The 24,678-nt window shown below is 52.5% G+C and carries 26 protein-coding genes; 16 read left to right on the top strand and 10 right to left on the bottom strand.

Translation table 11 applies throughout. From position 1 onward, the window contains the following. Positions 1-5 precede the first annotated feature (5 nt). On the top strand, positions 6-1,277 hold the full coding sequence (locus tag ACW44H_RS09370; RefSeq protein WP_113268406.1) for an ATP-binding protein: 1,272 nt from the start codon (positions 6-8) through the stop codon (positions 1,275-1,277). Positions 1,278-1,320: 43 nt separating this feature from the next. After that, positions 1,321-1,860, top strand: a complete 540-nt coding sequence (locus ACW44H_RS09365) for a response regulator transcription factor (protein WP_457508747.1) — start codon at positions 1,321-1,323, stop codon at positions 1,858-1,860. A gap of 74 nt (positions 1,861-1,934) precedes the next feature. On the opposite strand, the gene ACW44H_RS09360 is transcribed toward ACW44H_RS09365, so the two are convergent. Beyond that, positions 1,935-2,708, bottom strand: a complete 774-nt coding sequence (locus ACW44H_RS09360) for a 3-hydroxybutyrate dehydrogenase (protein WP_113267907.1) — start codon at positions 2,706-2,708, stop codon at positions 1,935-1,937. Between the two features lie 117 nt (positions 2,709-2,825). Beyond that, positions 2,826-3,251, bottom strand: coding sequence for a [NiFe]-hydrogenase assembly chaperone HybE (hybE, locus tag ACW44H_RS09355; RefSeq protein WP_457508745.1), 426 nt, complete (start codon positions 3,249-3,251; stop codon positions 2,826-2,828). Between the two features lie 183 nt (positions 3,252-3,434). On the opposite strand from hybE, the gene ACW44H_RS09350 reads away from it, so the two are divergent. Then, the gene (locus ACW44H_RS09350; protein ID WP_457508743.1) at positions 3,435-3,698 is read left to right on the top strand and encodes a GrxA family glutaredoxin; all 264 of its coding nucleotides are present in this window, start codon (positions 3,435-3,437) and stop codon (positions 3,696-3,698) included. A gap of 155 nt (positions 3,699-3,853) precedes the next feature. Continuing rightward, positions 3,854-4,621, top strand: coding sequence for a DUF1338 domain-containing protein (locus ACW44H_RS09345; RefSeq protein WP_457508741.1), 768 nt, complete (start codon positions 3,854-3,856; stop codon positions 4,619-4,621). Between the two features lie 71 nt (positions 4,622-4,692). On the opposite strand, the gene ACW44H_RS09340 is transcribed toward ACW44H_RS09345, so the two are convergent. Then, positions 4,693-5,358 carry a CoA transferase subunit B gene (locus tag ACW44H_RS09340; protein ID WP_457508739.1) on the bottom strand — a complete coding sequence of 222 codons (666 nt, stop codon included), beginning with the start codon at positions 5,356-5,358 and terminating at the stop codon, positions 4,693-4,695. Positions 5,359-5,418: 60 nt separating this feature from the next. Further along, complete coding sequence (locus tag ACW44H_RS09335) at positions 5,419-6,117, bottom strand: CoA transferase subunit A (protein ID WP_113267912.1); 699 nt, start codon at positions 6,115-6,117, stop codon at positions 5,419-5,421. Positions 6,118-6,281: 164 nt separating this feature from the next. Here ACW44H_RS09335 and ACW44H_RS09330 point away from each other — a divergent pair, with 164 nt between their 5' ends. From ACW44H_RS09330 to ACW44H_RS09320, 3 genes are all read left to right on the top strand, one after another. Then, positions 6,282-7,172, top strand: coding sequence for a LysR family transcriptional regulator (locus ACW44H_RS09330; RefSeq protein ID WP_457508737.1), 891 nt, complete (start codon positions 6,282-6,284; stop codon positions 7,170-7,172). Positions 7,173-7,283: 111 nt separating this feature from the next. Continuing rightward, the gene (locus ACW44H_RS09325; protein ID WP_457508735.1) at positions 7,284-8,165 is read left to right on the top strand and encodes an acyltransferase; all 882 of its coding nucleotides are present in this window, start codon (positions 7,284-7,286) and stop codon (positions 8,163-8,165) included. A 125-nt stretch (positions 8,166-8,290) separates the two neighbouring features. Then, positions 8,291-9,091, top strand: coding sequence for a LysM peptidoglycan-binding domain-containing protein (locus tag ACW44H_RS09320; protein ID WP_457508981.1), 801 nt, complete (start codon positions 8,291-8,293; stop codon positions 9,089-9,091). Between the two features lie 91 nt (positions 9,092-9,182). Here ACW44H_RS09320 and gcvT read toward each other — a convergent pair whose 3' ends face one another. Together gcvT and ACW44H_RS09310 are read right to left on the bottom strand one after the other, a co-directional pair. Beyond that, a complete protein-coding gene (gcvT, locus tag ACW44H_RS09315; protein WP_457508733.1) occupies positions 9,183-10,295 on the bottom strand; it encodes a glycine cleavage system aminomethyltransferase GcvT in 1,113 nt (370 codons plus the stop codon). A 126-nt stretch (positions 10,296-10,421) separates the two neighbouring features. After that, the gene (locus ACW44H_RS09310; RefSeq protein ID WP_457508731.1) at positions 10,422-11,831 is read right to left on the bottom strand and encodes an alanine/glycine:cation symporter family protein; all 1,410 of its coding nucleotides are present in this window, start codon (positions 11,829-11,831) and stop codon (positions 10,422-10,424) included. Positions 11,832-12,232: 401 nt separating this feature from the next. On the opposite strand from ACW44H_RS09310, the gene gcvH reads away from it, so the two are divergent. Then, positions 12,233-12,622, top strand: coding sequence for a glycine cleavage system protein GcvH (gcvH, locus tag ACW44H_RS09305; RefSeq protein ID WP_457508729.1), 390 nt, complete (start codon positions 12,233-12,235; stop codon positions 12,620-12,622). Between the two features lie 84 nt (positions 12,623-12,706). Beyond that, a complete protein-coding gene (gene gcvP, locus ACW44H_RS09300) occupies positions 12,707-15,601 on the top strand; it encodes an aminomethyl-transferring glycine dehydrogenase (RefSeq protein WP_457508727.1) in 2,895 nt (964 codons plus the stop codon). 34 nt (positions 15,602-15,635) lie between these two features. Here gcvP and ACW44H_RS09295 read toward each other — a convergent pair whose 3' ends face one another. Continuing rightward, positions 15,636-16,544: a LysR family transcriptional regulator gene (locus tag ACW44H_RS09295; protein ID WP_457508725.1), complete on the bottom strand. Its 909-nt coding sequence runs from the start codon at positions 16,542-16,544 to the stop codon at positions 15,636-15,638. Positions 16,545-16,812: 268 nt separating this feature from the next. On the opposite strand from ACW44H_RS09295, the gene ppnN reads away from it, so the two are divergent. Next, positions 16,813-18,195: a nucleotide 5'-monophosphate nucleosidase PpnN gene (gene ppnN / locus ACW44H_RS09290; RefSeq protein WP_113267919.1), complete on the top strand. Its 1,383-nt coding sequence runs from the start codon at positions 16,813-16,815 to the stop codon at positions 18,193-18,195. Positions 18,196-18,405: 210 nt separating this feature from the next. After that, complete coding sequence (locus tag ACW44H_RS09285) at positions 18,406-18,606, top strand: hypothetical protein (RefSeq protein WP_113267920.1); 201 nt, start codon at positions 18,406-18,408, stop codon at positions 18,604-18,606. Between the two features lie 76 nt (positions 18,607-18,682). Here ACW44H_RS09285 and ACW44H_RS09280 read toward each other — a convergent pair whose 3' ends face one another. From ACW44H_RS09280 to ACW44H_RS09270, 3 genes are all read right to left on the bottom strand, one after another. Further along, a complete protein-coding gene (locus ACW44H_RS09280; protein WP_457508722.1) occupies positions 18,683-19,519 on the bottom strand; it encodes a DUF6694 family lipoprotein in 837 nt (278 codons plus the stop codon). Positions 19,520-19,626: 107 nt separating this feature from the next. Beyond that, the gene (mepA, locus tag ACW44H_RS09275) at positions 19,627-20,415 is read right to left on the bottom strand and encodes a penicillin-insensitive murein endopeptidase (RefSeq protein ID WP_457508720.1); all 789 of its coding nucleotides are present in this window, start codon (positions 20,413-20,415) and stop codon (positions 19,627-19,629) included. Positions 20,416-20,494: 79 nt separating this feature from the next. Then, complete coding sequence (locus ACW44H_RS09270) at positions 20,495-21,682, bottom strand: alpha/beta hydrolase family protein (RefSeq protein ID WP_457508718.1); 1,188 nt, start codon at positions 21,680-21,682, stop codon at positions 20,495-20,497. 217 nt (positions 21,683-21,899) lie between these two features. On the opposite strand from ACW44H_RS09270, the gene ACW44H_RS09265 reads away from it, so the two are divergent. From ACW44H_RS09265 to pqqD, 5 genes are all read left to right on the top strand, one after another. Further along, positions 21,900-22,100, top strand: coding sequence for a hypothetical protein (locus tag ACW44H_RS09265; RefSeq protein WP_457508717.1), 201 nt, complete (start codon positions 21,900-21,902; stop codon positions 22,098-22,100). 290 nt (positions 22,101-22,390) lie between these two features. Further along, positions 22,391-22,462 carry a pyrroloquinoline quinone precursor peptide PqqA gene (pqqA, locus tag ACW44H_RS09260; RefSeq protein WP_113268409.1) on the top strand — a complete coding sequence of 24 codons (72 nt, stop codon included), beginning with the start codon at positions 22,391-22,393 and terminating at the stop codon, positions 22,460-22,462. Positions 22,463-22,578: 116 nt separating this feature from the next. After that, complete coding sequence (pqqB, locus tag ACW44H_RS09255; protein ID WP_457508979.1) at positions 22,579-23,505, top strand: pyrroloquinoline quinone biosynthesis protein PqqB; 927 nt, start codon at positions 22,579-22,581, stop codon at positions 23,503-23,505. A gap of 102 nt (positions 23,506-23,607) precedes the next feature. Beyond that, positions 23,608-24,414: a pyrroloquinoline-quinone synthase PqqC gene (gene pqqC / locus ACW44H_RS09250; protein ID WP_457508715.1), complete on the top strand. Its 807-nt coding sequence runs from the start codon at positions 23,608-23,610 to the stop codon at positions 24,412-24,414. Further along, positions 24,404-24,676 (top strand): pyrroloquinoline quinone biosynthesis peptide chaperone PqqD, encoded by a 273-nt coding sequence (gene pqqD, locus ACW44H_RS09245; protein ID WP_457508713.1) that lies wholly within the window; start codon positions 24,404-24,406, stop codon positions 24,674-24,676. Before pqqC ends, pqqD begins: the two co-directional genes overlap by 11 nt. Positions 24,677-24,678: the final 2 nt, after the last annotated feature.

Genomic DNA, 24,678 nt, shown 5'->3' with positions numbered 1-24,678 from the left:
TCATTATGGCAACCGCTTTGCCCCTTCCTCTCTCCACGCCCAACCGCAACTTAGTGCGGCTCACTATCGTGCGCGGCATCACTTGGACAGGTTTTTTACTGGCCATTATTGTTGGTATTGAGCTGCTTGCCTTCGATTTGCCGGTCATTGCCGTGGTAAGCGTTGTGATAGCGATGGGCGTGCTTAATATTGCTACCTGGTGGCGGCTGGGGCGGCCACGCGCCGTTACCCACCTTGAGTACTTGCTGCATTTACTCGCCGACATTACCGGTTTAACGCTGCTATTTTATTTTTCGGGCGGCTCTACCAACCCGTTTATTACTTACTACTTGGTGCCGGTGACTATCGCTGCCGCCACCCTGCCCTGGCGCCACGCCTGGATCATTGCCGCGTGCTCTATGGCGGGATATACCTTTTTAATGTTTGCCTATTACCCCATCCCACAGCTGGGCCATATCAATAGCGATAGCCCCTTAAGCCTACACATATTAGGGATGTGGCTAAACTTCGGTCTTTCAGCAGGCCTGGTAACGTTTTTTATCTACAAAATGGCCCACGCGCTACGTAGCCGTGACCAGGCGCTATCTCGAACAAGGGAAGCCGCGTTACGCAATGAACAGGTGTTGGCGGTGGCTACCCAAGCTGCGGGCACTGCTCACGAATTGGGCACTCCCCTTTCGACCATGGCGGTGCTACTCAAGGAAATGCAGGCCGACGCACCTGCTGACTCACCGCTTGACCAGGACATTAATTTACTGCGCCAGCAGGTAGATGTATGCAAATCTCGCCTGCAAAATTTAGTTTCTAACGCTGATCGAAGGCGAATGGCCGAGCCTGAAGTGCTTGATGCAGAAGTATGGCTAGCAGGGGTTGTCCAGCGCTGGCTAGTGCTACGACCTGATGTGAGCCATCGTTTTGACGTGGCGGAAAAACGTGGAAAACCATGGCTGGCAGTAGACGCCACACTTGACCAAGCATTGACCAATCTGCTCAACAACGCAGCCGACGCTAATCCTGAACAGATTGCCATTCGCTTAGACTGGCAAGATGAAAGCGTAGTCATTGATATTCGAGATCACGGCCCAGGTGTCGCCATGTCAATTGCTGATCAGCTTGGTGAAACCTTTATCTCCACTAAAAGCAAAGGTATGGGGATCGGCCTGTTTTTAACGCATGCCACCATCAATCGCTTAGGAGGCGGTGTAAGCCTGTATAATCACCCCGAAGGAGGTACGCTAACAGAAGTTAAGCTACCTCGCTGCGCGGCGCCTATTTAAACGCGGCCGTCCTAAGCACCTCCAGCAATAGATTGAGGACATCATGCAAACGCGAGAAGAACGCCTGCTGATCATTGATGACGACGAAGTTTTTTGCCATGTGCTGAGTCGTGCCCTAACGCGTCGCGGGTATGAAGTGATCGTCGCCCATGATGCAGAGCAAGCCCTGACGATGGCCGCGCAGTATTCACCTTCCATGGCGACCCTTGACCTGAAACTGGAGAACAGCTCAGGTTTAAAGCTGCTTCCTGAGTTGCTGACCACCTCGCCGCACTGTCGCATCGTGGTGTTAACAGGCTACTCCAGCATTGCCACAGCGGTTGAGGCGATTAAACTCGGCGCCGTCAATTACCTGTGTAAACCGGTGGATGCAGACGATGTATTAATCGCGTTTGAGCGCCAGAGTGGCGATCCGGATATCGAGCTGGCTGATAACCCGCCTTCGATTAACCGCATTACCTGGGAACATATTCAGAAAGTCCTTCAGGAACACGATGGCAATATATCGGCGACTGCTCGGGCATTGGGCATGCATCGCCGGACCCTGCAGCGCAAATTACAAAAACGCCCCGTACGCCGCTAGGCCGTTTGTTAAGGTCTCGGTTAGTCACCCCCCACCAAACTAATAAATGTTCATGGTGGGGGATAGAGGCTGGCTTAATGCGCTGTCCAGCCTAGATCAATATTAAAGCTTGACCCGGTCACGGCACCGGCGGCATCGGAGGCTAGATAAACGACTAATTGTGCGACCTCATCAGGCTCGATTAAGCGCTTGATTGCTGCCTGCTTGAGCATGACTTTTTCGATTACTTCCTGCTCATCCATGCCGTGCAATTTAGCCTGATCGGCAATTTGGTTATCCACCAGCGGGGTTTTCACATAAGCAGGGCAGACCGCATTAGCCGTAATGCCTTGTTCCCCACCCTCTAACGCCGCCGTTTTGGTCAATCCAATCATGCCATGCTTGGCACTGATGTAAGCCGCTTTACCCGGTGAAGCCACTTGAGCATGTATCGAAGCCACATTAACAATCCGACCCCAGCCCTTTTTACGCATATGGGGCCATGCCGCTTGAGAAAGCAAAAATGGGGCCGTGAGCATCAGGTCCATAATTTGACGCCATTTCTCTTCAGGAAACGTCTCAATCGAAGCAACATGTTGAATGCCAGCATTATTTACCAATATATCGACGCCGCCAAAGCGCTTAACCGCATCGGCCACCGCCGCGCGACAGGCGTCAGGGTCAGTCAAGTCAGCTTCAAAAAAGGCGGCGCCAGCCTGCTCAGCAATGGCTTTGCCGGCCGGATTGAAATCGACAGCAAGCACTTGGTAGCCTAATGCGCAAAAGTGCTTAACGACAGCAGCACCGATGCCACTGCTAGTTCCGGTAACCAGCGCGACTCGCGGGGTTGTAACGGCTTGGGTGGTCATAAGCAGTTCCTTTTTACTGTTGTAGGGAAGATAGTGTCTTAAAAATAATGTCAGCTAAAAATAATGTTAGCTAAAAACAATGTTAGCTAAAAACAATGTCAGCCTGATTCATAATGCCTAGATATTGGACTCTTCGGCAGGCTGCATTAAACGCCCCATCATTTGCTGCGCGAGCCTAGCGGCCTCCTGCAAACTTCCAAGATCACTTAAATCGCGCAAAATTGCGCGTTTATAAAACTCATATCCGCCAGGCAGCCGCTCAAGGGATAGCCGATAGGCGCCTGAAGGGAGTGATAGCGTAAGCGAATCTGCCAACGGTTCAGTCACACGGTGCTGCTCAGGCACCAGGACTAACCAAAGCTCGCAAGGCGTAATCAACGCACCCACCATGCATTTAGCGCTGTGGTGTTGAAAGCATAGCGCATCGACCCCTAAACGCGGGTTCCAATTCCCGCTCTGTTTCAAAGAAGGCAGATGAACATCACGGTATGCCTTCGCCAGTTCAGCGAGAAAATTATATTCGTCAGCAGTGAGCGTTTGCATAGGCTTATAGATTTACCCTAGGTCATAACAGGCTTTAATGGGCCAAGTAGTGAGCTGCTATTGGCGAAACGTGCACTGCTCAGCCACAATAATTTGTAAGCTATCGTCTAGCTAACTACTATTTAGCTCTCAGTTACTCGCCACTCTGTAACTTATTTTGCTTATCGTAAAGGAGTGCCACCTATGTTCGTGGTTATTTTTGGCCGGATGTCATGCCCATTCTGCGTGCGTGCGAAACACCTTGCCGACCAGTTGGAAAAAGCCGGAAAAATTGAAGGTTATCGCTATATTGATATGCCTTCTGAGGGCGTTACTAAAGAAGATATCGCCAAAACAGCAGGCAAACCCATTCATACCGTACCGCAGGTGTTTGTTGACCAAACCCATGTAGGCGGCTTTACCGAGTTTGATCAATTTGTCCGCAGTAAGCAGCTACTCGGCGCTTAATCTCCAGGCCATTAAATAGGCGCGCCGTTAAAACGCTCGTGCCGTTAAAAAGGTCGTTAATCGCCGTTGAACCCTTGTCGTCCTCGCTTGCCTATACTGAGCACTTACTCAACGGCTCACGCCAGGTGTGCCAGTTTTTAGGCAAGGAGTTCACCATGCAGCGCCAGGAGTTTGTTCAGCAGCTGTGGCTTGATTATGTACACACACATCCCGATATCGGCGCACTGAGGTTGTGGCCGCTTTCGACCGCGGCCGAGTATTTAACGCTAGTGACGCTGAATTACGGCCCCTTTTCGGCTACCGCTCTTAACGGTAATTTAGCCCACATGGGCTATCGTTCAATGGGCCATTACGCCATGGCAGACAAGGGCCTACTTGTGCACCTACTAGCACCCAGCGACGGCAGTAGCTGGCTGGTGTTAGCAGAATTGCAAATAGGTACGTTATCCAAGGCACCCCGAGAAGCCATTGAAGGGCTTGTGCAGCAATCACATCCCCAAGACTGTAAAGGCCATAACCTACTCTGCCGCGGTCGGCCTTGGCCGATGCCGTCATGGGCGCTTTACCAACAGCTGCAGCATGCCCACCCTCTGGCGGCTTGGCTGGCGGTGATGGGACCCCGCTTGCACCATGTTGGCTATGATTGTGGCCAGCTAGGCGATTGCTTGGCTGACCTGGATCATCGCTTAGAGGAAGTGGGAATGCCCTGCCTTCAGGGGCATCAAAACGGTGTCTTTACCGTCTCATCGTTGCTGGATCATCGTTTCTATCCTTCAACGCCACAGAAAACAGTTTTCGCTGATGGTGACGAACATCGTCTCTGCTTCGGCGGCTTGGCACTCGTCCAAAAGCAGTTTGAGGATAACCATGAGCGCATTGCCGAAGTCCTACTACCCCAACATACACGCTGCGAAATGGCGTGAGACGCTAGCAGCAAATTAGCTAGCGTCTCACTGCAGGGTTTGTCTACTCGTTTGTTAGGAGCAGTCAGGGCTTATACGGCATCAAACGTCATCTCTGGAACATGATCGGGCACTATCAGTTTACCCGCTGTTTTTTCGATGATTTCTTCTACGCTAACGCCTGGGGCGCACTCCTTGAGGATAAAGGCACCGTCTTTGATTTCAAGGTACGCCAAATCCGTCAATACACGGTTGATGCAGCCAGCACCGGTCAACGGCAACTCGCACTTCTCCAATAGTTTGGATTCACCATGCTTAGAAGCGTGGGTCATAGTGCAGATAATATTTTCAGCGCCAGCGACTAGATCCATCGCCCCGCCCATACCCTTAATTAACTTGCCAGGGATCATCCACGAAGCAATGTTGCCCTCTTGATCTACTTCAAAAGCACCCAATACAGTCAGGTCGACATGGCCGCCTCGGATCATCGCAAAGGATTCTGCTGAAGAGAAAATAGCCGCACCTGGGCGAGCCGTGACGGTTTGTTTACCCGCATTAATCATATCGGGATCAAGCTCATCTTCCGTAGGAAAGCGCCCCATCCCGAGCAATCCATTTTCAGATTGCAACATGACATCAATGCCATCAGGAATGTAGTTGGCCACCAGCGTGGGGATGCCAATGCCCAAGTTGACGTAAAATCCATCTTCGAGTTCGCGGGCGACTCGTTGAGCCATTTGTTCGCGTGTTAAAGCCATGGTGACTACCTCTTGTTGAATCGTTGAGTAAGCAAGTAAGACGTTTGAAATAGGTGCCTGTTAGCTGTGCACCGTGCGTTTTTCAATACGTTTTTCAAACGTGCCTTGAATCACCCGATCCACATAAATACCCGGCGTATGGATCTGGCTAGGCTCAAGCTCACCCGGCTCAACGATCTCCTCAACTTCCACCACCGTGATTTTCCCAGCGGTGGCGGCCATGGGATTAAAATTTTGTGCCGTATGGCGATACATCACATTGCCATAGCGATCTGCTTTCCAGCCCTTCACAATAGCGAAGTCACCAATGATCGCTTCTTCTAGAATATAGTGCCGGTCATTAAACACGCGCACTTCTTTGCCCTCGCCAATCGGCGTGCCGTAACCCGTAGCGGTGTAAAAGGCGGGAATACCCGCGCCACCAGCGCGCATTTTTTCGGCCAGGGTACCCTGTGGGGTCAATACGACATCAATTTCGTTATTAAGCATTTGCTGCTCAAACAGCGCATTCTCACCGACATACGAAGCGAGAATTTTACTAATTTGACGGTCTTCAAGAAGCAACCCGAGGCCGAAGCCATCAACACCGCAGTTATTGGACACCACGGTCAAGTCCTTAACACCTCGTCGTTTGATTTCAGCAATCAGGTTCTCGGGAATACCGCATAGGCCGAAGCCGCCGGCAATTACGGTCATACCGCTCTCGATACCTTCCATTGCTTCTTCATAGGAAGCTACACGCTTATCGAATCCTGCCATTGTTATGCCTCGCATTGTTGTCGGTGATAAGTGCTATTCGTAATAAGTGCTGTCGGTAAAAGATGAACCGCATGTTGCGATAGTGCCAGTGTTGTGCGAGAAGATATATTTGTTAAGTTTGTTTTTCTTATCAATTTATTTTTAAAACTTATAAAAGGCTTTCCATGACCGTCAAACAGCTACGCGCCTTTCTGGCAGTCGCTCAAACGCTTAGTTTTACACAGGCCTGTGAGCGGCTACACCTATCGCAACCGGCGCTGAGTCTGGCGATAAAAGGCCTGGAAGAGTCTCTGGGTGGCAAATTATTGATTCGCAGCACCCGCAGCGTCAGATTAACCCCAGAAGGCGAGTCGCTGCTACCGTTAGCCAAACATCTACTCGCCCAGTGGGACAATACCGAAGAGCGTTTGCGCCAGCGCTTTACACTTCAGTTGGGGCGGCTCAGTGTCGCGGCAATGCCCGCTTTTGCATGCAACCTGTTGCCTGCAGCATTGGTTAAATTTCGCCAGCAGTATCCTAAAATCAACATTACCGTGCACGATGTTATCAATGAGGAAGTCACCGAAATGGTGCGCTCCCGCCAAGTGGAAATGGGCATTGCTTTTTCCCCAGAAGGTACCGGCAGCCTACTGTTTACGCCACTGTTTGAAGATCATTTCGTCGCAGTCGTCCCGCCGACATCCAAATTAATTCAGTCCACGCAACTCGCTTGGTCGACACTGCTCAGTCACGATTTTATTACATTGCAACGTCCTTCCATGGTCCGCCGCCTACTTGAGCAAGAACTGCGTAAACAGCATATGGAACTGCCTGTCGCTTTTGAAAGCCACCAGCTTTCCACCGTAGGGAGGATGGTGGCGGACGGCCTAGGCGTGAGCGCGGTACCTTCCATGTGCATTCGCCAGATGCATGAGCTAGGGGCACGCTGCATACCACTGACAGCGCCCGCCATTTCTTGCCGAGTGGGCATTTTGACTCATCAAGAGCTTTCCGTAGCCGCCCACGCACTACGCACCGTTCTACTTAAGACCGTGCAAGCGCCCTCATTGACTTAGGACTAACGCCATAAAACATCCTCACGCTTGTTAGGTTTATACTGGGCAGCGTGGCTATGATCCTTTAGCATTCACTCCTAAGCTATTGGCCTGACAGTAAGGAAAAGCGGTATGCCTATTTTAAAGGGGCTGGTTAGCGCGCTACTGCTGACGCTCAATACGCTATTCTGGGGCGTCCCCCTTATTATGCTGACCCTACTTAAAATTATTGCCCCAGGGCAACGTTTAAAGCAGGTCGTATTACGCGGGCTTAACGGCGTCGCGCTCAACTGGATAGGCGTCAATCTGTGGTGGATGCGTCACTGGCTTAAGCCAGAACTGCATGCCAGTGTGCCTGATAATTTAAGCCCGCAGCAGTGGTGGCTGGTGATATCTAATCACCGTAGTTGGACTGATATTTTTATGCTGTTAATGGCTTTGCATCGTCGAATTCCCATGCCGCGGTTTTTCCTAAAGCGGCAATTAATCTGGATTCCCATTGTAGGGTTGGCTTTCTGGGCACTTGAGTTCCCGTTTATGCGCCGCTTTAGCCGTGAACAAATTGCCAAAAATCCTCGCTTAGTCACCATTGATCGCACCGCTACCCAGCGGATGTGTCGACAGGCACAACATTCGCCGATTGCGATTTTTAACTTTGTCGAGGGCACCCGCTTTACGATTGATAAGCGCAATGCGCAGCAGAGCCCTTACCGTCACTTATTACGCCCTAAAGCGGGGGGTGTTGCCCAAGTACTTAGCCTGCTTGGAAGCCAACTAAATGGTATCCTGGATGTGACAATCAGCTATGCCAACCCGTCCCCGACATTTTGGGGCTTTTTGTGCGGCAAGGAAGCGCCCGTTACGTTGCAGGTACGGCAACTCAGCATTCCTGAGTGGATGTATGCACCAGATAACCACGAAGAAAAGCAGCATAAGGAACGCTTCCACACATGGATCAATTCGCTCTGGCTGGAAAAAGATGGTTTGTTGGACAATCGAACCGATCACGACTAATCGGCTGGTTAACCAACTGCTTGCTAGTAGGCGTTGTGGCCATAATGACCGGCTGTTCCAGCGCCCCCCACTCACCCTCTCAACGTGCGGTGGTACCTAGTGCCAACCAGATTAGCGGTAGTTGGGTGCAGGTTCAGCGTGGCGATACACTAGGCAAGCTGGCGACCCGGGCTAACGTCCCGTTAGAACGTTTGCAACGTTTTAACCCAGGAGTGGATGCACGCAAGCTTAAAGTGGGACAACGCTTGTTGATTCCCAGCCAACAAGAGCGCGCGCCTTCCGGGGGCCCTTATCGCTACCAAATTCGCCCTGGCGATACATTTTCAAGCGTCGCGCGCCATTTCGGTACAACGAGCGGCCGCATTCAGAGCGCCAACCCCAGTGCCTCACCCACCCATTTGAGAATAGGCCAAGTGATTAGTCTTCCGCTGGGGAGTTCGGGGGCGCGCAGTTCAGCGACGCGAACCGCTGCTAGCACTAGTGGCTCATCGAGTGCTAATCGCCCTGCCGCTGCTCCCACGAGTAGCGCACCTAGCCAGCCACTGCCTTCGTCAGCTCGGCGCTGGCAATGGCCGTTGGATGATTACCGCGTGGTACGTCGTTTTGGACCAGACAGTCGTGGCACACTGCAGCCCATGCTGCTTGCAACGCAGGCTGGTGCACAGGCTAAGTCCGTCGCCCCCGGCGAGGTACGCTTTGCCGATGGCATGCGCCAGCTAGGCGAAGTTGTGATCGTGCACCATGCCGATAACCTGCAAACCGTGTACGCCCTTTGCGAGCGCATTTTAGTCGCGGTAGGAAAGCAGGTAAGCGCGGGAGATCCACTTTGTGAGGTAGGAAAAAGCAGTGCCACCCAGCGTTATGATCTGCTTTTTGATCTGCGCCAAGGCGGCAAACCCATCGATCCCAAGCAGGTTCTGCGCTAGAACGCTTCGCTTATTAACCTCGCGGCCCCTATAAGTGCAGGGGCCGCTGTGGTTTGACAGTACGCATTAAGAACGCTGCTTAAGCGCCCTTTTAACCACGGAAATAGCCAGGTTTCACGAAGGGCATGGGGGTGACTACCATGGGTAACTGTTTACCGCGAACGACGGCGAACACATTGGTTTGCGGTGCTTCCAGTTCGCGACTCACGTAACCCATGGCCACCGGCTTACCCACACTTGGGCCAAAGCTCCCGGAAGTAACCACCCCAACATCATTGCCCGCTTCATCCACTAATGGCGCGCCTTCGCGCACCGGCGCACGGCCTTCAGCCAACAGCCCAACGCGCTTACGGGTATGATCTTTGGCATCGACTTGATGAAGAATTACATCAGCGCCAGGAAAACCACCGGCGCGATCACCGCCATGGCGCCGAGGTTTGCCAATCGCCCATATAAGGCCAGCTTCTACAGGGGTAGTCTGCATATCCATATCGTGCCCGTAGAGGCATAAACCGGCTTCTAAACGTAGTGAGTCACGCGCGCCCAAACCGATCGCCTCTACCTCTGGCTCGGCTAACAACTGCTGGGCGAACGCTTCACAGGCATCAGCAGCAACTGAAATCTCAAACCCGTCTTCGCCCGTATAGCCACTGCGACTTACCCACACTTCCTGGCCTGCAATGGTGAAGCGGCCATGTTGCATAAACACAAGCTCACAGGCTTCTGGGCACAGCCGCTGCATCACATCCTTGGCCTGCGGTCCCTGCAGCGCCAACAAGCCACGATCCAACGGCTCAATGGTATGCGTTGCCGCCAAGTTAAGGCGCAAGTGAGCCAAGTCTTGGTCTTTGCAGGCCGCGTTTACCACTAAATAGAAATGATCACCCGCGTTAACCACCATTAGATCGTCAATAATGCCGCCTTCGGTGCTGGTGAATAGCCCGTATCGCTGCGCGCCTTTCTCCAGCCCTACCAAATCTGCAGGTATCAGCGTTTCCAGGGCTTCGGCAACGTTGTCACCAGAAACACAGATTTGCCCCATATGAGACACATCAAACAACCCGCACTGCTGGCGGGTGTGCTCATGCTCTTTTTTGACCCCCAACGGATACTGCACCGGCATATCGTAGCCTGCAAAAGGGACCATCTTGGCGCCCAGCTTGAGGTGCAGCGCGTGCAGCGGCGTTTGCTTTAATTCAGTCATGGGGGCTTTCCTCACTTAAAAATTCGTCACTAAAAAGAGAACGGGAAGCCACCTGCGTGTCTTCCCGACTCTATTTGTCTTCAAATCAATTATTCACTTACAACGCACATAACAAGCGGAGAAGTTTTATTGATCATGTTCCAGTTCTTCACCCGGCAATACGTCTTTACCGTCGAAATAGTCCTTGGTTAGCTTAAAGACTACCGGCGAAAGCAGTGCCAGGGCAATCAGGTTTGGGATCGCCATCATAGCGTTGAAGGTATCCGCCATGAGCCAGATAAAGCCCAGTTGAGCGATAGCGCCCAGCGGGATAGCCAGTACGAACAGCACCCGATAGATCATAATAGAGCGAGTACCAAACAGGAACTGGCAGCACTTCTCACCGTAAAATGACCAACCTAGGATGGTGGTAAAAGCGAAAATCGCCAAGGCGACCGCTACGATTTGATTACCAAAGCCAGGCAGCGCGGCGTCAAAAGAGAGCGCGGTCAGCGATGCCCCCGCTTCGCCCTCTATCCAAACGGTGGAGGTCAAAATGACCAACGCAGTAATCGTGCAGACAATGATGGTATCGATAAAGGTGCCCAGCATCGCGATTAAGCCTTGGCGCACCGGATTTTTGGTTTTCGCCGCTGCGTGTGCGATCGGCGCGCTCCCCAAGCCCGCTTCGTTGGAGAAGATACCGCGTGCAACACCAAAACGAATCGCCGCCATCACCGCAGCGCCGGCGAATCCACCGGCAGCGGCCATGGGGTTAAAGGCGTAGTAGAAGATCAACCCAAAGGCTTCACCGATCTGTCCGGCATTTATAATCAATACCAGCAGGCCTGCCACTACATAAGCAATGCCCATGATGGGAACCAGCTTACCCGCCACCTTGGCAATACGCTTAATGCCGCCGAGTATCACCGCCCCGGCCAGCACCATAATGACGACGCCACTCAACCATGTGGGGATACCAAAAGTAGCGTCCATAGCATCAGCAACCGAGTTTGACTGTACGGTATTACCAATACCGAAGGCGGCTACCGCACCAAAGAAAGCAAACACACCCCCTAGCCAAAGCCACTTTTTGCCCAAGCCGTTTTTGATATAAAACATCGGCCCACCGACGTGAAAGCCAGTACTATCTGTTTCGCGATAGCGCACGGCCAGCACCGCTTCGGCAAACTTAGTTGCCATCCCCACCAGCGCGGTAATCCACATCCAAAACACAGCGCCAGGCCCACCAAGGGCAATGGCCGTAGCGACACCGGCGATATTACCGGTACCGATGGTCGCAGAGAGTGCGGTCATCAAAGCGTCGAAGGGAGATATTTCCCCTTCATCTCCCTCTTTAGCAACGGCCGCTTTGCCCACCCCAGGCTTGGCTTCTCGCCCTGCCCACATTAGCTTGAAACCCATGCCGAGCTTTCTAATCGGCATCAGTTTCAAGCCAAGCTGCAGGTAAATCCCCACACCGAGTAGCAGAATCAACATGACGGGGCCCCAGACCACGCCATTGATCGCCCCTAACAGGCTGGTTAATGTTTCCACGACTATCTCCTCGCTTTGTTGGTAACTAATGGTGTGTATTGTTGGTTTATTGCGATTACGGTTAGTTCTGACGTCGCTACTAGTGGCTAGCGTACGATTCGAATGTTTTACACCATAAACTTAGTAAGCATCTACGGTGATGTCGCTTGTGCATAGAGGATGCCGCTTTTCTCATAACCAAATTCTATGCGCTACATTACCAAAACAGTTTACGGCATTGGCGCACCAATGGAGTAATCAAGAAATTTGTTTCCGATCGGAAACACGTTAACATGCGCTATCATTTACTCGGCTCGGTACCCAGCTAAGCAACAGACATTGCATCAACTGCTAGTCGCCAAGCCAAGCGACAACCGCTAGTATGCTCGGGTCCAGAAAACTGTTTCATATAGGAAAACATCATGAGCAATCTTCCCGCCAATCTCCATTACGCTGAAAGCCACGAATGGGTGCTCGATAATAAAGATGGCACCGTTACTGTCGGTATCACTGATCATGCCCAGCAAGCGCTAGGCGATGTGGTGTTTGTTGAGTTACCTGAAGTGGGTACAGAACTGAGCAAAGGCCAAGAGTTTGGCGTTATAGAATCCGTTAAGGCCGCTTCGGACCTTTACTCGCCCGTTAATGGTGAAGTCATCGAAGTCAACGAATCGCTTGAAGATGCCCCTGAAACAGTCAATGAAGCGCCTTATCAAGGCGGCTGGATCATGAAAGTACGCCTAGATGGCAATTCCCTTGACGGCTTGCTAGATGCAGATGCCTATCAAGCGACTCTTAGCGCTGACGAATAAAACGTATACAGGTGCCTGCCTTTTCAGGCAGGCGCTTCGCTTATTACCCTGCACGGTTCTCTCTTAACGTTCGGAATCTTCTTCATGCCTCTTGAAACACGCCGCCTGGCCGAGCTGGCCGACCACGATGCTTTTATCAAACGTCATAACGGCCCTAGCCGCGATGATATAGCCACGATGTTAAAAGCGCTCAACATGCAGCACATGGAAGATCTGATCGAGCAGACCGTGCCGAGCGATATCCGCCTTGGCCGAGAACTGGCACTTGAAGAACCTCGGAGTGAGGCAGAAGCGTTAGAATACCTAGCACAGCTGGCCCGACAAAACCGTATCGCTAAAAGCTATATCGGCCAGGGCTATTACGGCACCCATATGCCGGCGGTGATCCAGCGCAACGTATTAGAGAATCCCGGTTGGTATACGGCTTACACGCCCTACCAACCGGAGATTTCTCAAGGGCGCTTGGAAGGCTTGCTTAACTTCCAGCAAGTCATCATGGACCTGACCGGTATGGAGCTTGCGAACGCCTCACTGCTCGACGAAGCCACCGCCGCCGCCGAAGCGATGGCGTTGTGCAAGCGTGGCAATAAAAAAAGCAAATCCAACGCTTTCTTCGTTGCTGACGACGTTTTCCCGCAAACGCTGGATGTGGTCAAAACCCGCGCCGAATTTTTTGGTTTTGATTTGATCACAGGCCCTGCCGAAGAGTTGGCCAACCACGATGTTTTTGGTGCTCTTGTCCAGTACCCGTCTGCCAGCGGCGAAGTACGTGACTTAGCACCGCTATTAAGCGCTGCGTCTGAACGCAATATCATGACCTGCGTGGCTACCGACCTATTGAGCCTGGTGTTACTAAAGGAACCCGGCACACTGGGCGCTGACATTGTGGTCGGTAACTCCCAACGTTTTGGGGTGCCGATGGGTTTTGGTGGCCCGCATGCTGCATTCTTTGCGACATCCGATAAGCTCAAGCGCTCTATTCCTGGTCGCATTATCGGTGTATCTAAAGATAGCCGTGGCAATACCGCCCTGCGCATGGCGATGCAAACGCGTGAACAGCATATTCGCCGCGAGAAAGCGACGTCCAACATCTGCACGGCTCAGGCGCTACTGGCCAATATCGCAGGCTTTTATGCTACGTATCATGGGGCTGAAGGGTTACGTAAAATCGCTGGGCGCGTACACCGCTTGGCAACCCTGCTCGCTCAGGGCCTTAAACAGGCAGGCGTAACACTCGCGCATGATAGCTGGTTTGATACGCTTTGTTTAACGGGCGTGGATGCAGGTAAGATTCATGGCCGCGCCATGACGCATGATATTAACCTGCACTACTTCGCCAATGGTGATGTAAGCATCAGCCTGGATGAAACCACCACCGCCCACGACGTAGCAACGCTGTTTGACGTGCTGCTAGGCAATGAGCACGGCCTTTCCGTTGCGGTATTGGACGAACAGGTGGTTGCTGACGGCGTTTCTGGTATTCCTGCCGCCTGCCAGCGCGAAAGTGACTTTTTGAGCCACCCCACCTTTAGCCGCTACCGCAGCGAAACCGAAATGCTGCGTTACTTGAAACGGCTGGAGAATAAGGATCTGTCGCTTGCTCATGCAATGATCCCGCTCGGCTCCTGCACCATGAAGCTCAACGCCACTAGCGAAATGATCCCTGTTTCCTGGCCCTCGTTTGCGCACCTGCATCCCTTCGCGCCTCGCGACCAAGTTGCCGGCTATCAACAGATGATCGACGAACTCTCGGCCTTTTTGGTCGAAGTCACCGGCTATGATCACCTTTCTATGCAGCCCAACTCGGGCGCGCAGGGGGAATATGCGGGATTAGTGGCGATTCGCCGTTACCAAGCTGCCCAAGGTGAGGGGCATCGTGATGTCTGCTTGATTCCCAGCTCCGCTCACGGCACCAATCCTGCCTCAGCGGCCATGGTGCAAATGAAGGTGGTCGTCGTTGAGTGCGATCATAACGGCAACATTGATATGGCGGATTTGCGTGCTAAAGCCGAGCAACACCGTGATCAGCTGTCGGCCATTATGCTGACCTACCCATCCACCCATGGTGTGTTTGAAACCAGCGTGCGTGAAGCGTGCAAAGTCGTGCATGACAATGGTGGTCAGGTCTACATCGATGGCGCCAACATGAATGCCCAGGTTGGATTAACCCGGCCCGGCGATTTTGGCGGTGATGTGTCTCACCTTAACCTGCACAAAACGTTCTGCATCCCCCATGGTGGCGGCGGCCCAGGCATGGGCCCTATCGGCGTTAAAGCGCACCTTGCGCCCTACGTTTCTAACCATGTGGTAACGCCGATCAACGGTGTGAATAGCGACAGCGGCGCGGTGTCCGCGGCAGCCTTTGGCAGTGCCTCTATTCTGCCCATTTCATGGGCCTATATTAAAATGATGGGCGCACGCGGGCTGCGGGAAGCCACAGAGCTTGCCATCCTCAACGCTAATTATATTGCCAAGCGTTTGGAAGCATCATTCCCGATCCTCTATCGAGGCCAGAACGGCACCGTCGCCCACGAATGCATTATCGATATTCGTCCGCTCAAAGCTGCTTCAGGGATCAGTGAAGAAGATATTGCCAAGCGTTTAATGGATTACGGCTTCCATGCGCCTACCATGTCGTTCCCCGTACCAGGCACACTGATGATCGAGCCGACAGAATCTGAGTCGCTGTATGAAATAGATCGGTTTTGCGATGCCATGATTGCGATTCGGAAGGAGATCGCACGAGTCGAAAGTGGTGAATGGCCGCTGGATAATAATCCGCTGGTGAATGCACCCCATACGCAAGCAGACCTGATGGATAGCGACTGGAAGCGACCTTATGATCGCCAATTAGCAGCGTTCCCCTCTGCTGCCGTGCAAGCTGCTAAATACTGGCCTGCCGTTAACCGCGTCGATAACGTGTTTGGCGACCGACAGCTGATTTGCTCGTGCCCAAGTATTGATGAGTATCGTGATTAATCTCGCTGAAAAATAGAGTAACGCCCCTGCTGCCTTAACCGTTCGATAGCATCAGGGGCGTTTTTTCTTGCATACGCTGCGCGTGAAAACCGTCTAACAGCTTCTCGTAGCGCTTCGGTAATACAGAGTCACGACGGCGCAGTAGGTAAAGCACTTCGTTGACGGCGTTGGGTAAGTTCAGTTCTTTTACTTGTCGCTGCCAAGGGGATGTTTCCAGTACGAGCCTCGATACCACGGTAAACCCTAACCCCCTGGCTACCGCATCCAACACCATGCTGACCTCATTGGTAAACCCCTGGTGACGGAAATGCGTCATGGAACGAAACTCGTCGGGATAATTTGCGCGCAATAACGCGTTGGCGTGGTTGATGCCGTCGTAATAGTTGAGAAAGCCGATGCCCATTAAATCTGACAGCGTACCGCCCGCAAAATCCGCAGGGACAACCAAGCAAAGCGGTTCCTGATGCCAAATACTGCAATGTAGCTCTGGATGGCTCATTGCCTCGGTCACTATGCCGATATCGTAGCGCCCTTCAAGCAGATCATTCACAATCTCGTGATTAAACGCAAAACTATAGTTGACCGTTAAATTAGGATGCATTTGCTGCTGTCCCAATATGAACGGATAGAACATCAAGCCGACGCTGCCCGGAGAAGCAATACGACAGTCGCCACTGTCTAACGAGTCATCATCTAGCCCGTGTCGAAACTGCTCATGCTCAGCAAATAGCTTTAAGGCGTAATCATAAGCACGTCGGCCCGATTCAGTTAAGGTAAAACTGCGTCCCTTTCGCTCCAGCAGCTCTTTGCTTAAATAATGCTCTAACTTGCGTACATGTTGGCTTACGCCGGGCTGGGTCATTTCTAAACGTTGCGCGGTACGTGTAAAACTCCCTGTTTCTACAAGCGTAATAAACGTACGAAAATAATGGGCATTGAACATAATTAAGCGCCGTAGTCTTGAGAAACTGATTTTAGAGGCAGTCTTTAGAAACAGTCTTTGGAAACAAATTCCCTCAACTGCCTTTGAGGACATTCTGTGAAGACAGCGCTTGAGAACAGCCTTTAGTAAACAATAGGTTGTTTAGTCGCCGTCATGTGAAATACAGCTAATCATAGCACAGCCAAGCTGGGCAGCCGTTGCGCTGTACCCACCGCGTCGGCGTGGTAGTATGCAAAAAGCCATCTAACGATTAGGGACAGCCCCGCTAATGACCGAAAATGTTCAACCTCGCGCTACTCTTTCCAGCATTATTTCCCCCGAGGGTAGCCTCGAAGTACTGTCTCAGCATGAAGTTAATCGGCTACACAAAACGTCTCAAAGCGGTCTGCATGATCTGCTGCGGCGATGTGCGTTGGCGGTACTCAATTGTGGTAACCCCAGCGACGATAGCCTGGCTATTTTAGAAGCTTATAAAGATTTTGATATTGAAGTACTACAGCAAGACCGCGGCATACGCTTAAAGCTAACTAACGCGCCAGCCGAAGCGTTTGTAGATGGCCGCATGATACGCGGTATCCGCGAACATTTATCGTCGATAATTCGTGACATTGTTTATGTCTACAATGAAATTCAACATCATAATCGCTTCGACCTTAGCACCGGCGAAGGCACCACCAATGCCGTCTTTCACATTTTGCGTAAAGCAGGTACGTTAAAACCCGGCCGCGACCCTAGCCTTGTGGTGTGTTGGGGCGGTCATTCCATTTCCCGAGAAGAGTACGAATATACCAAAGATGTGGGTTACCACTTAGGACTTCGTGATTTAGATATCTGTACCGGTTGTGGGCCCGGCGCAATGAAAGGCCCCATGAAAGGCGCTAACGTTGCGCATGCCAAGCAACGGCGCAAGGAAAGTCGCTACTTAGGCATTTCCGAGCCAGGCATTATCGCCGCCGAAGCGCCTAATCCCATCGTTAATGAACTGGTCGTCATGCCGGACATCGAAAAGCGCCTCGAAGCTTTTGTCCGCCTAGGCCATGGCATTATTGTTTTTCCCGGTGGCGTCGGCACCGCAGAAGAGATTCTCTATCTGCTGGGCATTTTGCTACACCCAAGTAACCAAGATATTCCCTTTCCATTAATTTTCACCGGCCCAGCCGATTCTGCAGCCTACTTCCAGAAAATCGATGAATTCCTCGTTTATACCTTAGGTGAGGAGATTCGCCGCTATTACACCATCATCACCGGTGACCCCGTGGCCGTTGCTCGGACCATGCGCCAGGGTATTGATGAAATCGCTGAATTCAGGCGCACCCATCAGGACGCTTTTTATTACAACTGGCGGATGACCATTGCGCGTGATTTCCAGGCCACGTTTGAGCCGAGCCATGAAGCGATGCGTTCACTAGCGCTTCACCGCCAACAACCCACCCATGAGCTTGCTGCCAATCTTCGCCGCGCGTTCTCTGGCATTGTAGCGGGCAACGTCAAAGAGGCCGGCATTCGCGCCATCGAAGCTCACGGCCCCTTCGTACTGACAGCCGAACCCGAACTGATGCAGCGTTTGGATGAGCTTTTGACTTCCTTTGTCGCACAAGGGCGGATGAAACTCGACGGCCAACATTATACGCCCTGCTACGTCCTCAAATAAGCGTGCTAAAACGAGCTAGAGCTGCCCCTATTAGGGGGCGGCTGTGGGCTATCGACATGGGCATTCCCAAACAATGGGAACCATAAAAGAAAAGAATGGCCTGAATAGCTGCACTTAAAAGCTACTCTTGAAAACTATACTTAATAGCTACGCTTAAAAATTACGCATAGAGAATGCTACCTCACTATGCTCCATTGAAAGGAACTCAGCATGTCGATGATAAATCAGTTAAAAGATGGAAATATGAAAGATTTTGCCAAGCACTGCTATGAGTCCAGCAGTGTCGAGAAACTTCGCGATGCGGCTGAAGGCAGCGCCGATCAAGCAGAAATGGAGCACTGGGGGTTAACCGAAGGGCAGTGGGAAGAGGCAATTGCTGCCGCTTTAGCCGATCATGAAGCTAACGAATAAATAACCCAGACTATGCAAACCAGCAGCGCCCTATCAGAAAGCTGACAGGGCGCTTGCGTTTCGCCACTCTTATAGCTCAATCCACACGAGAGAAAGCAATACCGCCGTATTCTTCCCGAAGACGCTCAAGCCTGGCCTGTTCACGCTCAGTTAGCTCAGGGGAGTCCCATAATGGCTGCTTATCAATCCCCTTTAGCCCTTCCAACGTTAACGTCAATACTGCGTCATTGGGTATTTGAGCATTTCCCCACGGACCAAAGCGGTTGGGTGCAAGGCTCCATTGCAGTGTTTCTTCCGGCTCAATGCCACCTTCGATAACATAGTAGAAAGTCTCATCCACCCAGGGCACGGTACGATCTGGGCTGGTGACAACGCCCCTTAAAATCAGTTCGGAAATGGCCTGATCGGTACCGTTCGTTACTTTAAGATCAATTACCGGCTCAGGAGCACCGAAAGGACTCATCCCCATATAATAGCGTGCGCTATCAATGATAAACCGCGTTAATTGCTGCTGGTCGCTTTCAGCTTTGGTTTGTTTATCTTCTAAACGCTTTAACGTACGAATTGCGTGTTCTCGCTCGCGTGACCGACGCTCGCGCAAAATCTCATCAGCACGCTGAATAATTTGATTACCCGTCAATCCATGCATTTGAACATTCGCTGCTTCGGCGATCTCAGCTGCATTCATACGATGAGGATTTAGAAGATCGACCCCGCCAAAGGTTGACGTCGTCGCAATGATAATCAGCCCTTGATCGAAATCGTTGCGCTTATAACTAGGCAGCGAGTTGCGCACCTTCTCGATAGATACAATCGACGCTGGCATTGAGCTGGTATCAATTTTAGGATCTGAACAACCCGCTATCATTAAAACTGATAGCGTTAACGCAAACAGCCGTAGAAGGCTCCCCATACAATCACCTTAGGTAGGTGGCCAGTAAATTTGCTGAGGAGCTTAATCGAAACAGTCATCAACCTCTACTGTTAGTGTTGCAAAAAAACCACTTTAGCCGTTGCAAGCTATGGGTTCAATACGGCATTACAGGCCGGTGGCAAGCTACGTCCTGGGCTTGGATAGACCTCTGGGCGCGGTGTGGGTGCGAAAGTATCGCAACCCTCCCCTGGCGGCGGTTCGGGCTGGTCAACACACTCGGAGGCACCCGGTGGGCAGCGAAGGCGTACATGTAGGTGTTCGTCATGAGAGTGCCAGGGGCGGACCCGGCGCAGCCAGGAGCGATCATCCCATTCTCGCTCACACAAATCGCGCTTGACCGCGCTATCAACAAAGATACGCGCGACTCGTTGATCATCCGCAGCAAGACGAATCAGCATGGCATGATGTTTATTCCAACGCTCATCAACCCGATGAGTGACAGGGTCGACTAGAATTGGCTGTTCAAGCCCTTCGCGCTCGCTGCGCTCCAGTGGTGGCAGATCGAGCCGGAACCAGATATCGACATCCAGCCCACTCTGATGGCTCACATGCCCATACGGCATTGGGCCACCACGTGGCTGGGCCATATCACCCACCAGCATAGGACCGAAGCCGGATGCATCGACGCGCTGGCCGAGCCTTTGGATATAATCGATCAAGGTAGGATGACCGTAGTGGCGATTGCGGCCCAGATCCACCGCTTGGTAGCCGTCTCCTTCGGGAGGAAGTTGCTCGGCCCCCACCAAGCAAGCTCCGCCATGATGGCCGATGATACGTGGCTCACCGGGCAGCGGCTCGGTGATATCGGCCCAATCGTCAGCAGCGATGGCGCTTACACTCCAAAAGCCGCAGACGGCGGTCAAGGCAAGCAGCATGACGGTTATGCGTAATAGATATCTCGTGGAGCAAAAACGGGGCATAACGAAAGCATCCTTGTTAATGACGTTGTTTCACTCAGCGCTGTTGGCGAGCAAGCCACTCAAGCCCAGGGCGATAAAGCATTTCATGCTCGCCCTCGAAGAGCACTAGCTCGGCAGGACCCGACTGAAGATAGAGCTGCACCGAGGCATCGGCTTCATCGAAATACTTGAAATTGCGCTCTTCATGCGTCGAGCGCTCGGCCAGTGCTTCAGGCACTTCACGGTGCTCCATAAGCTGATCGATTTGTTCCTGAGGAATTTGATCCTCTTCGGCGGCCAAATCATTAAAAGCATGAAGTGCTTGCTCGGGCGGCACGGTATTATCGTTGATACCGTGTGCCAGGAGCACTCGAAGCTCTCCCGCCACCTCAGGCAGGTGGGCGCTAACACTTCGCTGGGCACACTCTTCCCTGGCTTCGCTGTCTTCGGTAGGGACCCCACCACAAGCACCGGTGATCTCGTCAGCGTACGGCTCACCGCGTTCAGCATTCCATTGGTACCACGTCACCAGATCATAGACCGGCACCCATGCGGCAACCCCCGCAAATGTCTCTGGGTGACGGCTGGCAAAGTGCAGCGCATTCATGGCGCCACCCGAATAGCCGAGTAGATAAATGCGTGACTCGTCGATGTTGGCGTTTTCACGCGCGTACTCAAGCGCATCTTCCATGTCGGATATCACCAGCTCCGAGGCCGTCGACTCGGGGCGACCATCATTCTGACCACGGAAATCAGGGTGTATGAACACCCAATCATTGGCGACGGCGAACTCACCCAAAGGAATATCAATATTTTGCAGGTAACCGATACTCCAGCTGTGTAGCACCATCAGCAGCGGCTTCTCTTCATCAGAGCCGGAGTTATAGTAGAGGGCTGGCTGACTCGACTCATCAGCCGAAGACGTAATTTCGATATCCTGAATATCGGGTATATATTCCTGCCAGGTAGATAGATCGGCATCGATGAGGGAGCCTGGGAAATCGCTGACGAGAAGATACTCGCTGGGATGTTCGAACGTTACCTCTACGGGATCCACGGCACCTGCCAAAGTGCCTGACTCTGGCTGTTCAGCCTGAGCGGCACTGGGGTACGGAATACCCATGGCCGCAACGCCGAGCAAAAGCGCCATTAGCGCTTGCCAATCAGTGCGCCTGGGCAGCTGTTCAGTGTTAGGGAATGGGTAACAAGGTGAAATGGCTTCCGTTTTCGTTGTCTTTTCCATGACAGCTTCTCCTGAGTATGTCTTTGTTCTTTGCCCCGTATTCTATGCCCCGTGACGACCATTGCTCATGGCGCCGAGGTCATGATTTATTGCCTCTCGAAAAAATATATTCAACACCTTGCTAACAAGGTAGTAGAAAGCGCAGGGGTTGGCCTATCTTGTAATGATCACCATATTGATTACCTGCAAGACATCCTTAAAAAGATAGGAGCCACGAATGAGTCACTGGGAGCTAGCGGACTTTTCCGTCAATGTTATGAGTCATGGCGGTTTTGTAGAGGGCAGATACATCAATGAAGAGAAGCAAGCGAGCCTATCGGTATCTTTTGAAAGGCCTCGCGACCTTGAGGACATTACCGTGGCAGAACTGTTTAGGCGTTTAGACGAGGCACGCGATAACGCCCTTTTAAAAAGCTAGCGCGCCTACATCGGCACAGCAGGAAACGTCTTTTAAGCAGCGAACTGGCTGATGGGGTAATAAGGATAGATGCCCCCTTCTTTGACATCGGTTGCTGTCATAATAATGTATTTATAGATGTCGGCAATGATTTATAGGTCGTGGGTAGCCATCATCAAGGTATCTGCATCATTTGTTCAATAAAGAGGCTTTAAAAAATCCACAAAACCTTGTGTTAGGGTCTAGGCTGTAGAGTGAAGATTGTTTGTAGACTCAGCATCTTCCCCTGTCTTTCTATCAAGGAGCGCATTATGTGGAAAAAACCTGCTTACCAGGATATTCGTCTCGGGTTTGAAGTAACCCTGTACATCTCAAACCGTTAAGATCGTCTTAATGCCTGCCTTATATGGCAGGCATTTGTTTTTCTCGCTGAATATTTTTTGATGTAAAGGCTGCGTCATGGATATACGTGAGCCGCAAGACATGGAGCGTTACGCTTATGCAGGTATTAGTGCTTGGTTCGGCAGCCGGCGGCGGTTTTCCTCAGTGGAACTGCAACTGCACCAACTGCGAAAGCGTTCGCCAGAATCGTGAAGGGTATACGGCCCGCACCCAATCATCGATTGCCATCAGCAGCGACGGCAAACGCTGGCTACTTTGCAACGCTTCCCCGGATATTCGCAGCCAGCTAAACGCCACACCTGAACTGTGGCCCAATACGCTTCGCGGCAGCGGTATCGCCGAAGTGCTGCTGGTAGATGCCCAGGTAGACCACGTGACAGGGCTTTTATCGCTACGTGAAGGCTGCCCGCTGGATATCTGGTGCACCCCCAACGCCCATAGCGATTTAACCAGCGGGTTTCCGCTTTTCAATATGCTAAGTCACTGGAACGGTGGTCTTCAATGGCGCGCCCTCGGGCTCGATGAAACCGCTTCGACCATCGATTTTGATGTACCCAGCTGCGAGGGCCTTCACTTTACCGCCTTTGCCCTGGCGAGTAATGCCCCCCCCTATTCGCCCCGTCGCGGCCAGCCCTCTAACGGCGACAACCTGGGGCTTTTCATTACCGATGAAACCACCGGCAAGTCGCTTTGCTACGCGCCGGGGCTGGGCCAGCCCACCGAAGAGGTCATGGGCTATTTAAAAAAGGCCGATGTTGTCATGGTGGACGGCACCGTTTGGGAAGATGACGAGCTAATACGCACCGGGGTGGGTACCTCAACCGGCCAGCAAATGGGGCACTTGGCGTTGAACGGCCTGGGCGGGATGCGCGAATATTTAGCCACGCTGCCCGCTGCTACACGAAAGATTCTTATCCATATCAACAACACCAACCCCATTCTTGATGAGGCAAGCGAGGAGCGCGCGCTCTTGACCCAAGAGCATATCGAAGTGGCGTTCGATGGAATGCGTCTGACGCTTTGATGCTTACGCCCTGTTTTGAAATCCTGTGAACAAGCTCGCGCTGCCAAGGCACGTTTGCCGCAGGTGAACACCATCACGAAGCCGCTTTTCAAGAGGCCTACCATGTTATCGAACACTTCCACCCTTGAGCCCGCAGCGCCGCTTACTCAGCAGGCGTTTAAAGAGGCGCTGATGGCTAAAGGGCAGTTTTATCATCTTCACCACCCTTTTCAGCAAGCCATGGCCAAGGGTGAGCTTTCCAAAACGCAGCTTCAAGGCTGGGTCGCCAACCGCTTTTACTACCAGCTCATGATTCCGCAAAAAGACGCGGCGCTGCTGGCCAACTGTCCCGACGCGGCAGTGCGCAGGCAGTGGGTGCAGCGTTTACTCGACCACGATGGCGACCAGGATGATGAAGGCGGCATTGAAGCCTGGATAGCGCTTGGCCAGGCAGTGGGCCTTACGCGTGAAGAGCTTGTGGCCCAGGAGCATGTGCTCCCCGGCGTGCGTTTTGCCGTTGATGCCTACCTCAATTTTGTACGTCAGGCGAGCTGGGAAGAGGCGGCGATCTCATCGTTGACCGAGCTTTTTGCCCCCGAGGCGCACCAGAGCCGGCTCGATACATGGCCTACCCACTACCCCTGGATTGACGAGCAGGGGTACCGCTATTTTCGCAAGCGCTTGGGCGAAGCCCGGCGGGATGTGGACCACGGCCTGGAGATCGCCTTGGAGGTATGCACAACCGCCGCGCGTCAGGCGCGCGCCCTCGAGATCCTCCAGTTCAAGCTGGATGTGCTGTGGAGTATGCTCGATGCCATGACATTGGCCTACCAGCTCGACCGCCCGCCCTACCATACCGTCACGAACGAGCGGGTCTACCATCGCGGCCTTGGCACCCGCTCGCTGAAGGGAGCGTTAAATGAAGCTTGAGACGATTCCCCAATGGCGGCGAGGCTGGCGGTTCCAGTGGGAGCCCACCCAGGACTGTTTCGTACTGCTCTACCCTGAAGGCATGGTCAAGCTCAACGAAACCGCCGGGGCGATCCTGAATCAAATCGACGGTGAACGCAGCGTGTCATCGATCATCAAAAACCTTGAAGCGCTCTACCCCGAGGCAGGTGCGCTTGAAGGCGATGTGCTCGAATTTCTTAGCGAGGCGCAGCAAAATGGCTGGCTAACCAAGGAGGCGTAACG

Source organism: Vreelandella sulfidaeris Esulfide1, assembly GCF_054072535.1.
The sequence above is the reverse complement of the archived record's forward strand: the minus strand, read 5'-3'. Positions and strand labels throughout refer to the sequence as shown.

Excerpts from the sequence above, each read along its gene's own strand:
- ACW44H_RS09370 (WP_113268406.1), top strand. The coding sequence starts at position 6 with ATGGCAACCGCTTTGCCCCTTCCTCTCTCCACGCCCAACCGCAACTTA.
- ACW44H_RS09365 (WP_457508747.1), top strand. The coding sequence starts at position 1,321 with ATGCAAACGCGAGAAGAACGCCTGCTGATCATTGATGACGACGAAGTT.
- ACW44H_RS09360 (WP_113267907.1), bottom strand. The coding sequence starts at position 2,708 with ATGACCACCCAAGCCGTTACAACCCCGCGAGTCGCGCTGGTTACCGGA.
- hybE (WP_457508745.1), bottom strand. The coding sequence starts at position 3,251 with ATGCAAACGCTCACTGCTGACGAATATAATTTTCTCGCTGAACTGGCG.
- ACW44H_RS09350 (WP_457508743.1), top strand. The coding sequence starts at position 3,435 with ATGTTCGTGGTTATTTTTGGCCGGATGTCATGCCCATTCTGCGTGCGT.
- ACW44H_RS09345 (WP_457508741.1), top strand. The coding sequence starts at position 3,854 with ATGCAGCGCCAGGAGTTTGTTCAGCAGCTGTGGCTTGATTATGTACAC.
- ACW44H_RS09340 (WP_457508739.1), bottom strand. The coding sequence starts at position 5,358 with ATGGCTTTAACACGCGAACAAATGGCTCAACGAGTCGCCCGCGAACTC.
- ACW44H_RS09335 (WP_113267912.1), bottom strand. The coding sequence starts at position 6,117 with ATGGCAGGATTCGATAAGCGTGTAGCTTCCTATGAAGAAGCAATGGAA.
- ACW44H_RS09330 (WP_457508737.1), top strand. The coding sequence starts at position 6,282 with ATGACCGTCAAACAGCTACGCGCCTTTCTGGCAGTCGCTCAAACGCTT.
- ACW44H_RS09325 (WP_457508735.1), top strand. The coding sequence starts at position 7,284 with ATGCCTATTTTAAAGGGGCTGGTTAGCGCGCTACTGCTGACGCTCAAT.
- gcvT (WP_457508733.1), bottom strand. The coding sequence starts at position 10,295 with ATGACTGAATTAAAGCAAACGCCGCTGCACGCGCTGCACCTCAAGCTG.
- gcvH (WP_457508729.1), top strand. The coding sequence starts at position 12,233 with ATGAGCAATCTTCCCGCCAATCTCCATTACGCTGAAAGCCACGAATGG.
- gcvP (WP_457508727.1), top strand. The coding sequence starts at position 12,707 with ATGCCTCTTGAAACACGCCGCCTGGCCGAGCTGGCCGACCACGATGCT.
- ACW44H_RS09295 (WP_457508725.1), bottom strand. The coding sequence starts at position 16,544 with ATGTTCAATGCCCATTATTTTCGTACGTTTATTACGCTTGTAGAAACA.
- ppnN (WP_113267919.1), top strand. The coding sequence starts at position 16,813 with ATGACCGAAAATGTTCAACCTCGCGCTACTCTTTCCAGCATTATTTCC.
- ACW44H_RS09285 (WP_113267920.1), top strand. The coding sequence starts at position 18,406 with ATGTCGATGATAAATCAGTTAAAAGATGGAAATATGAAAGATTTTGCC.
- ACW44H_RS09280 (WP_457508722.1), bottom strand. The coding sequence starts at position 19,519 with ATGGGGAGCCTTCTACGGCTGTTTGCGTTAACGCTATCAGTTTTAATG.
- mepA (WP_457508720.1), bottom strand. The coding sequence starts at position 20,415 with ATGCTGCTTGCCTTGACCGCCGTCTGCGGCTTTTGGAGTGTAAGCGCC.
- ACW44H_RS09270 (WP_457508718.1), bottom strand. The coding sequence starts at position 21,682 with ATGGAAAAGACAACGAAAACGGAAGCCATTTCACCTTGTTACCCATTC.
- ACW44H_RS09265 (WP_457508717.1), top strand. The coding sequence starts at position 21,900 with ATGAGTCACTGGGAGCTAGCGGACTTTTCCGTCAATGTTATGAGTCAT.
- pqqB (WP_457508979.1), top strand. The coding sequence starts at position 22,579 with ATGCAGGTATTAGTGCTTGGTTCGGCAGCCGGCGGCGGTTTTCCTCAG.
- pqqC (WP_457508715.1), top strand. The coding sequence starts at position 23,608 with ATGTTATCGAACACTTCCACCCTTGAGCCCGCAGCGCCGCTTACTCAG.
- pqqD (WP_457508713.1), top strand. The coding sequence starts at position 24,404 with ATGAAGCTTGAGACGATTCCCCAATGGCGGCGAGGCTGGCGGTTCCAG.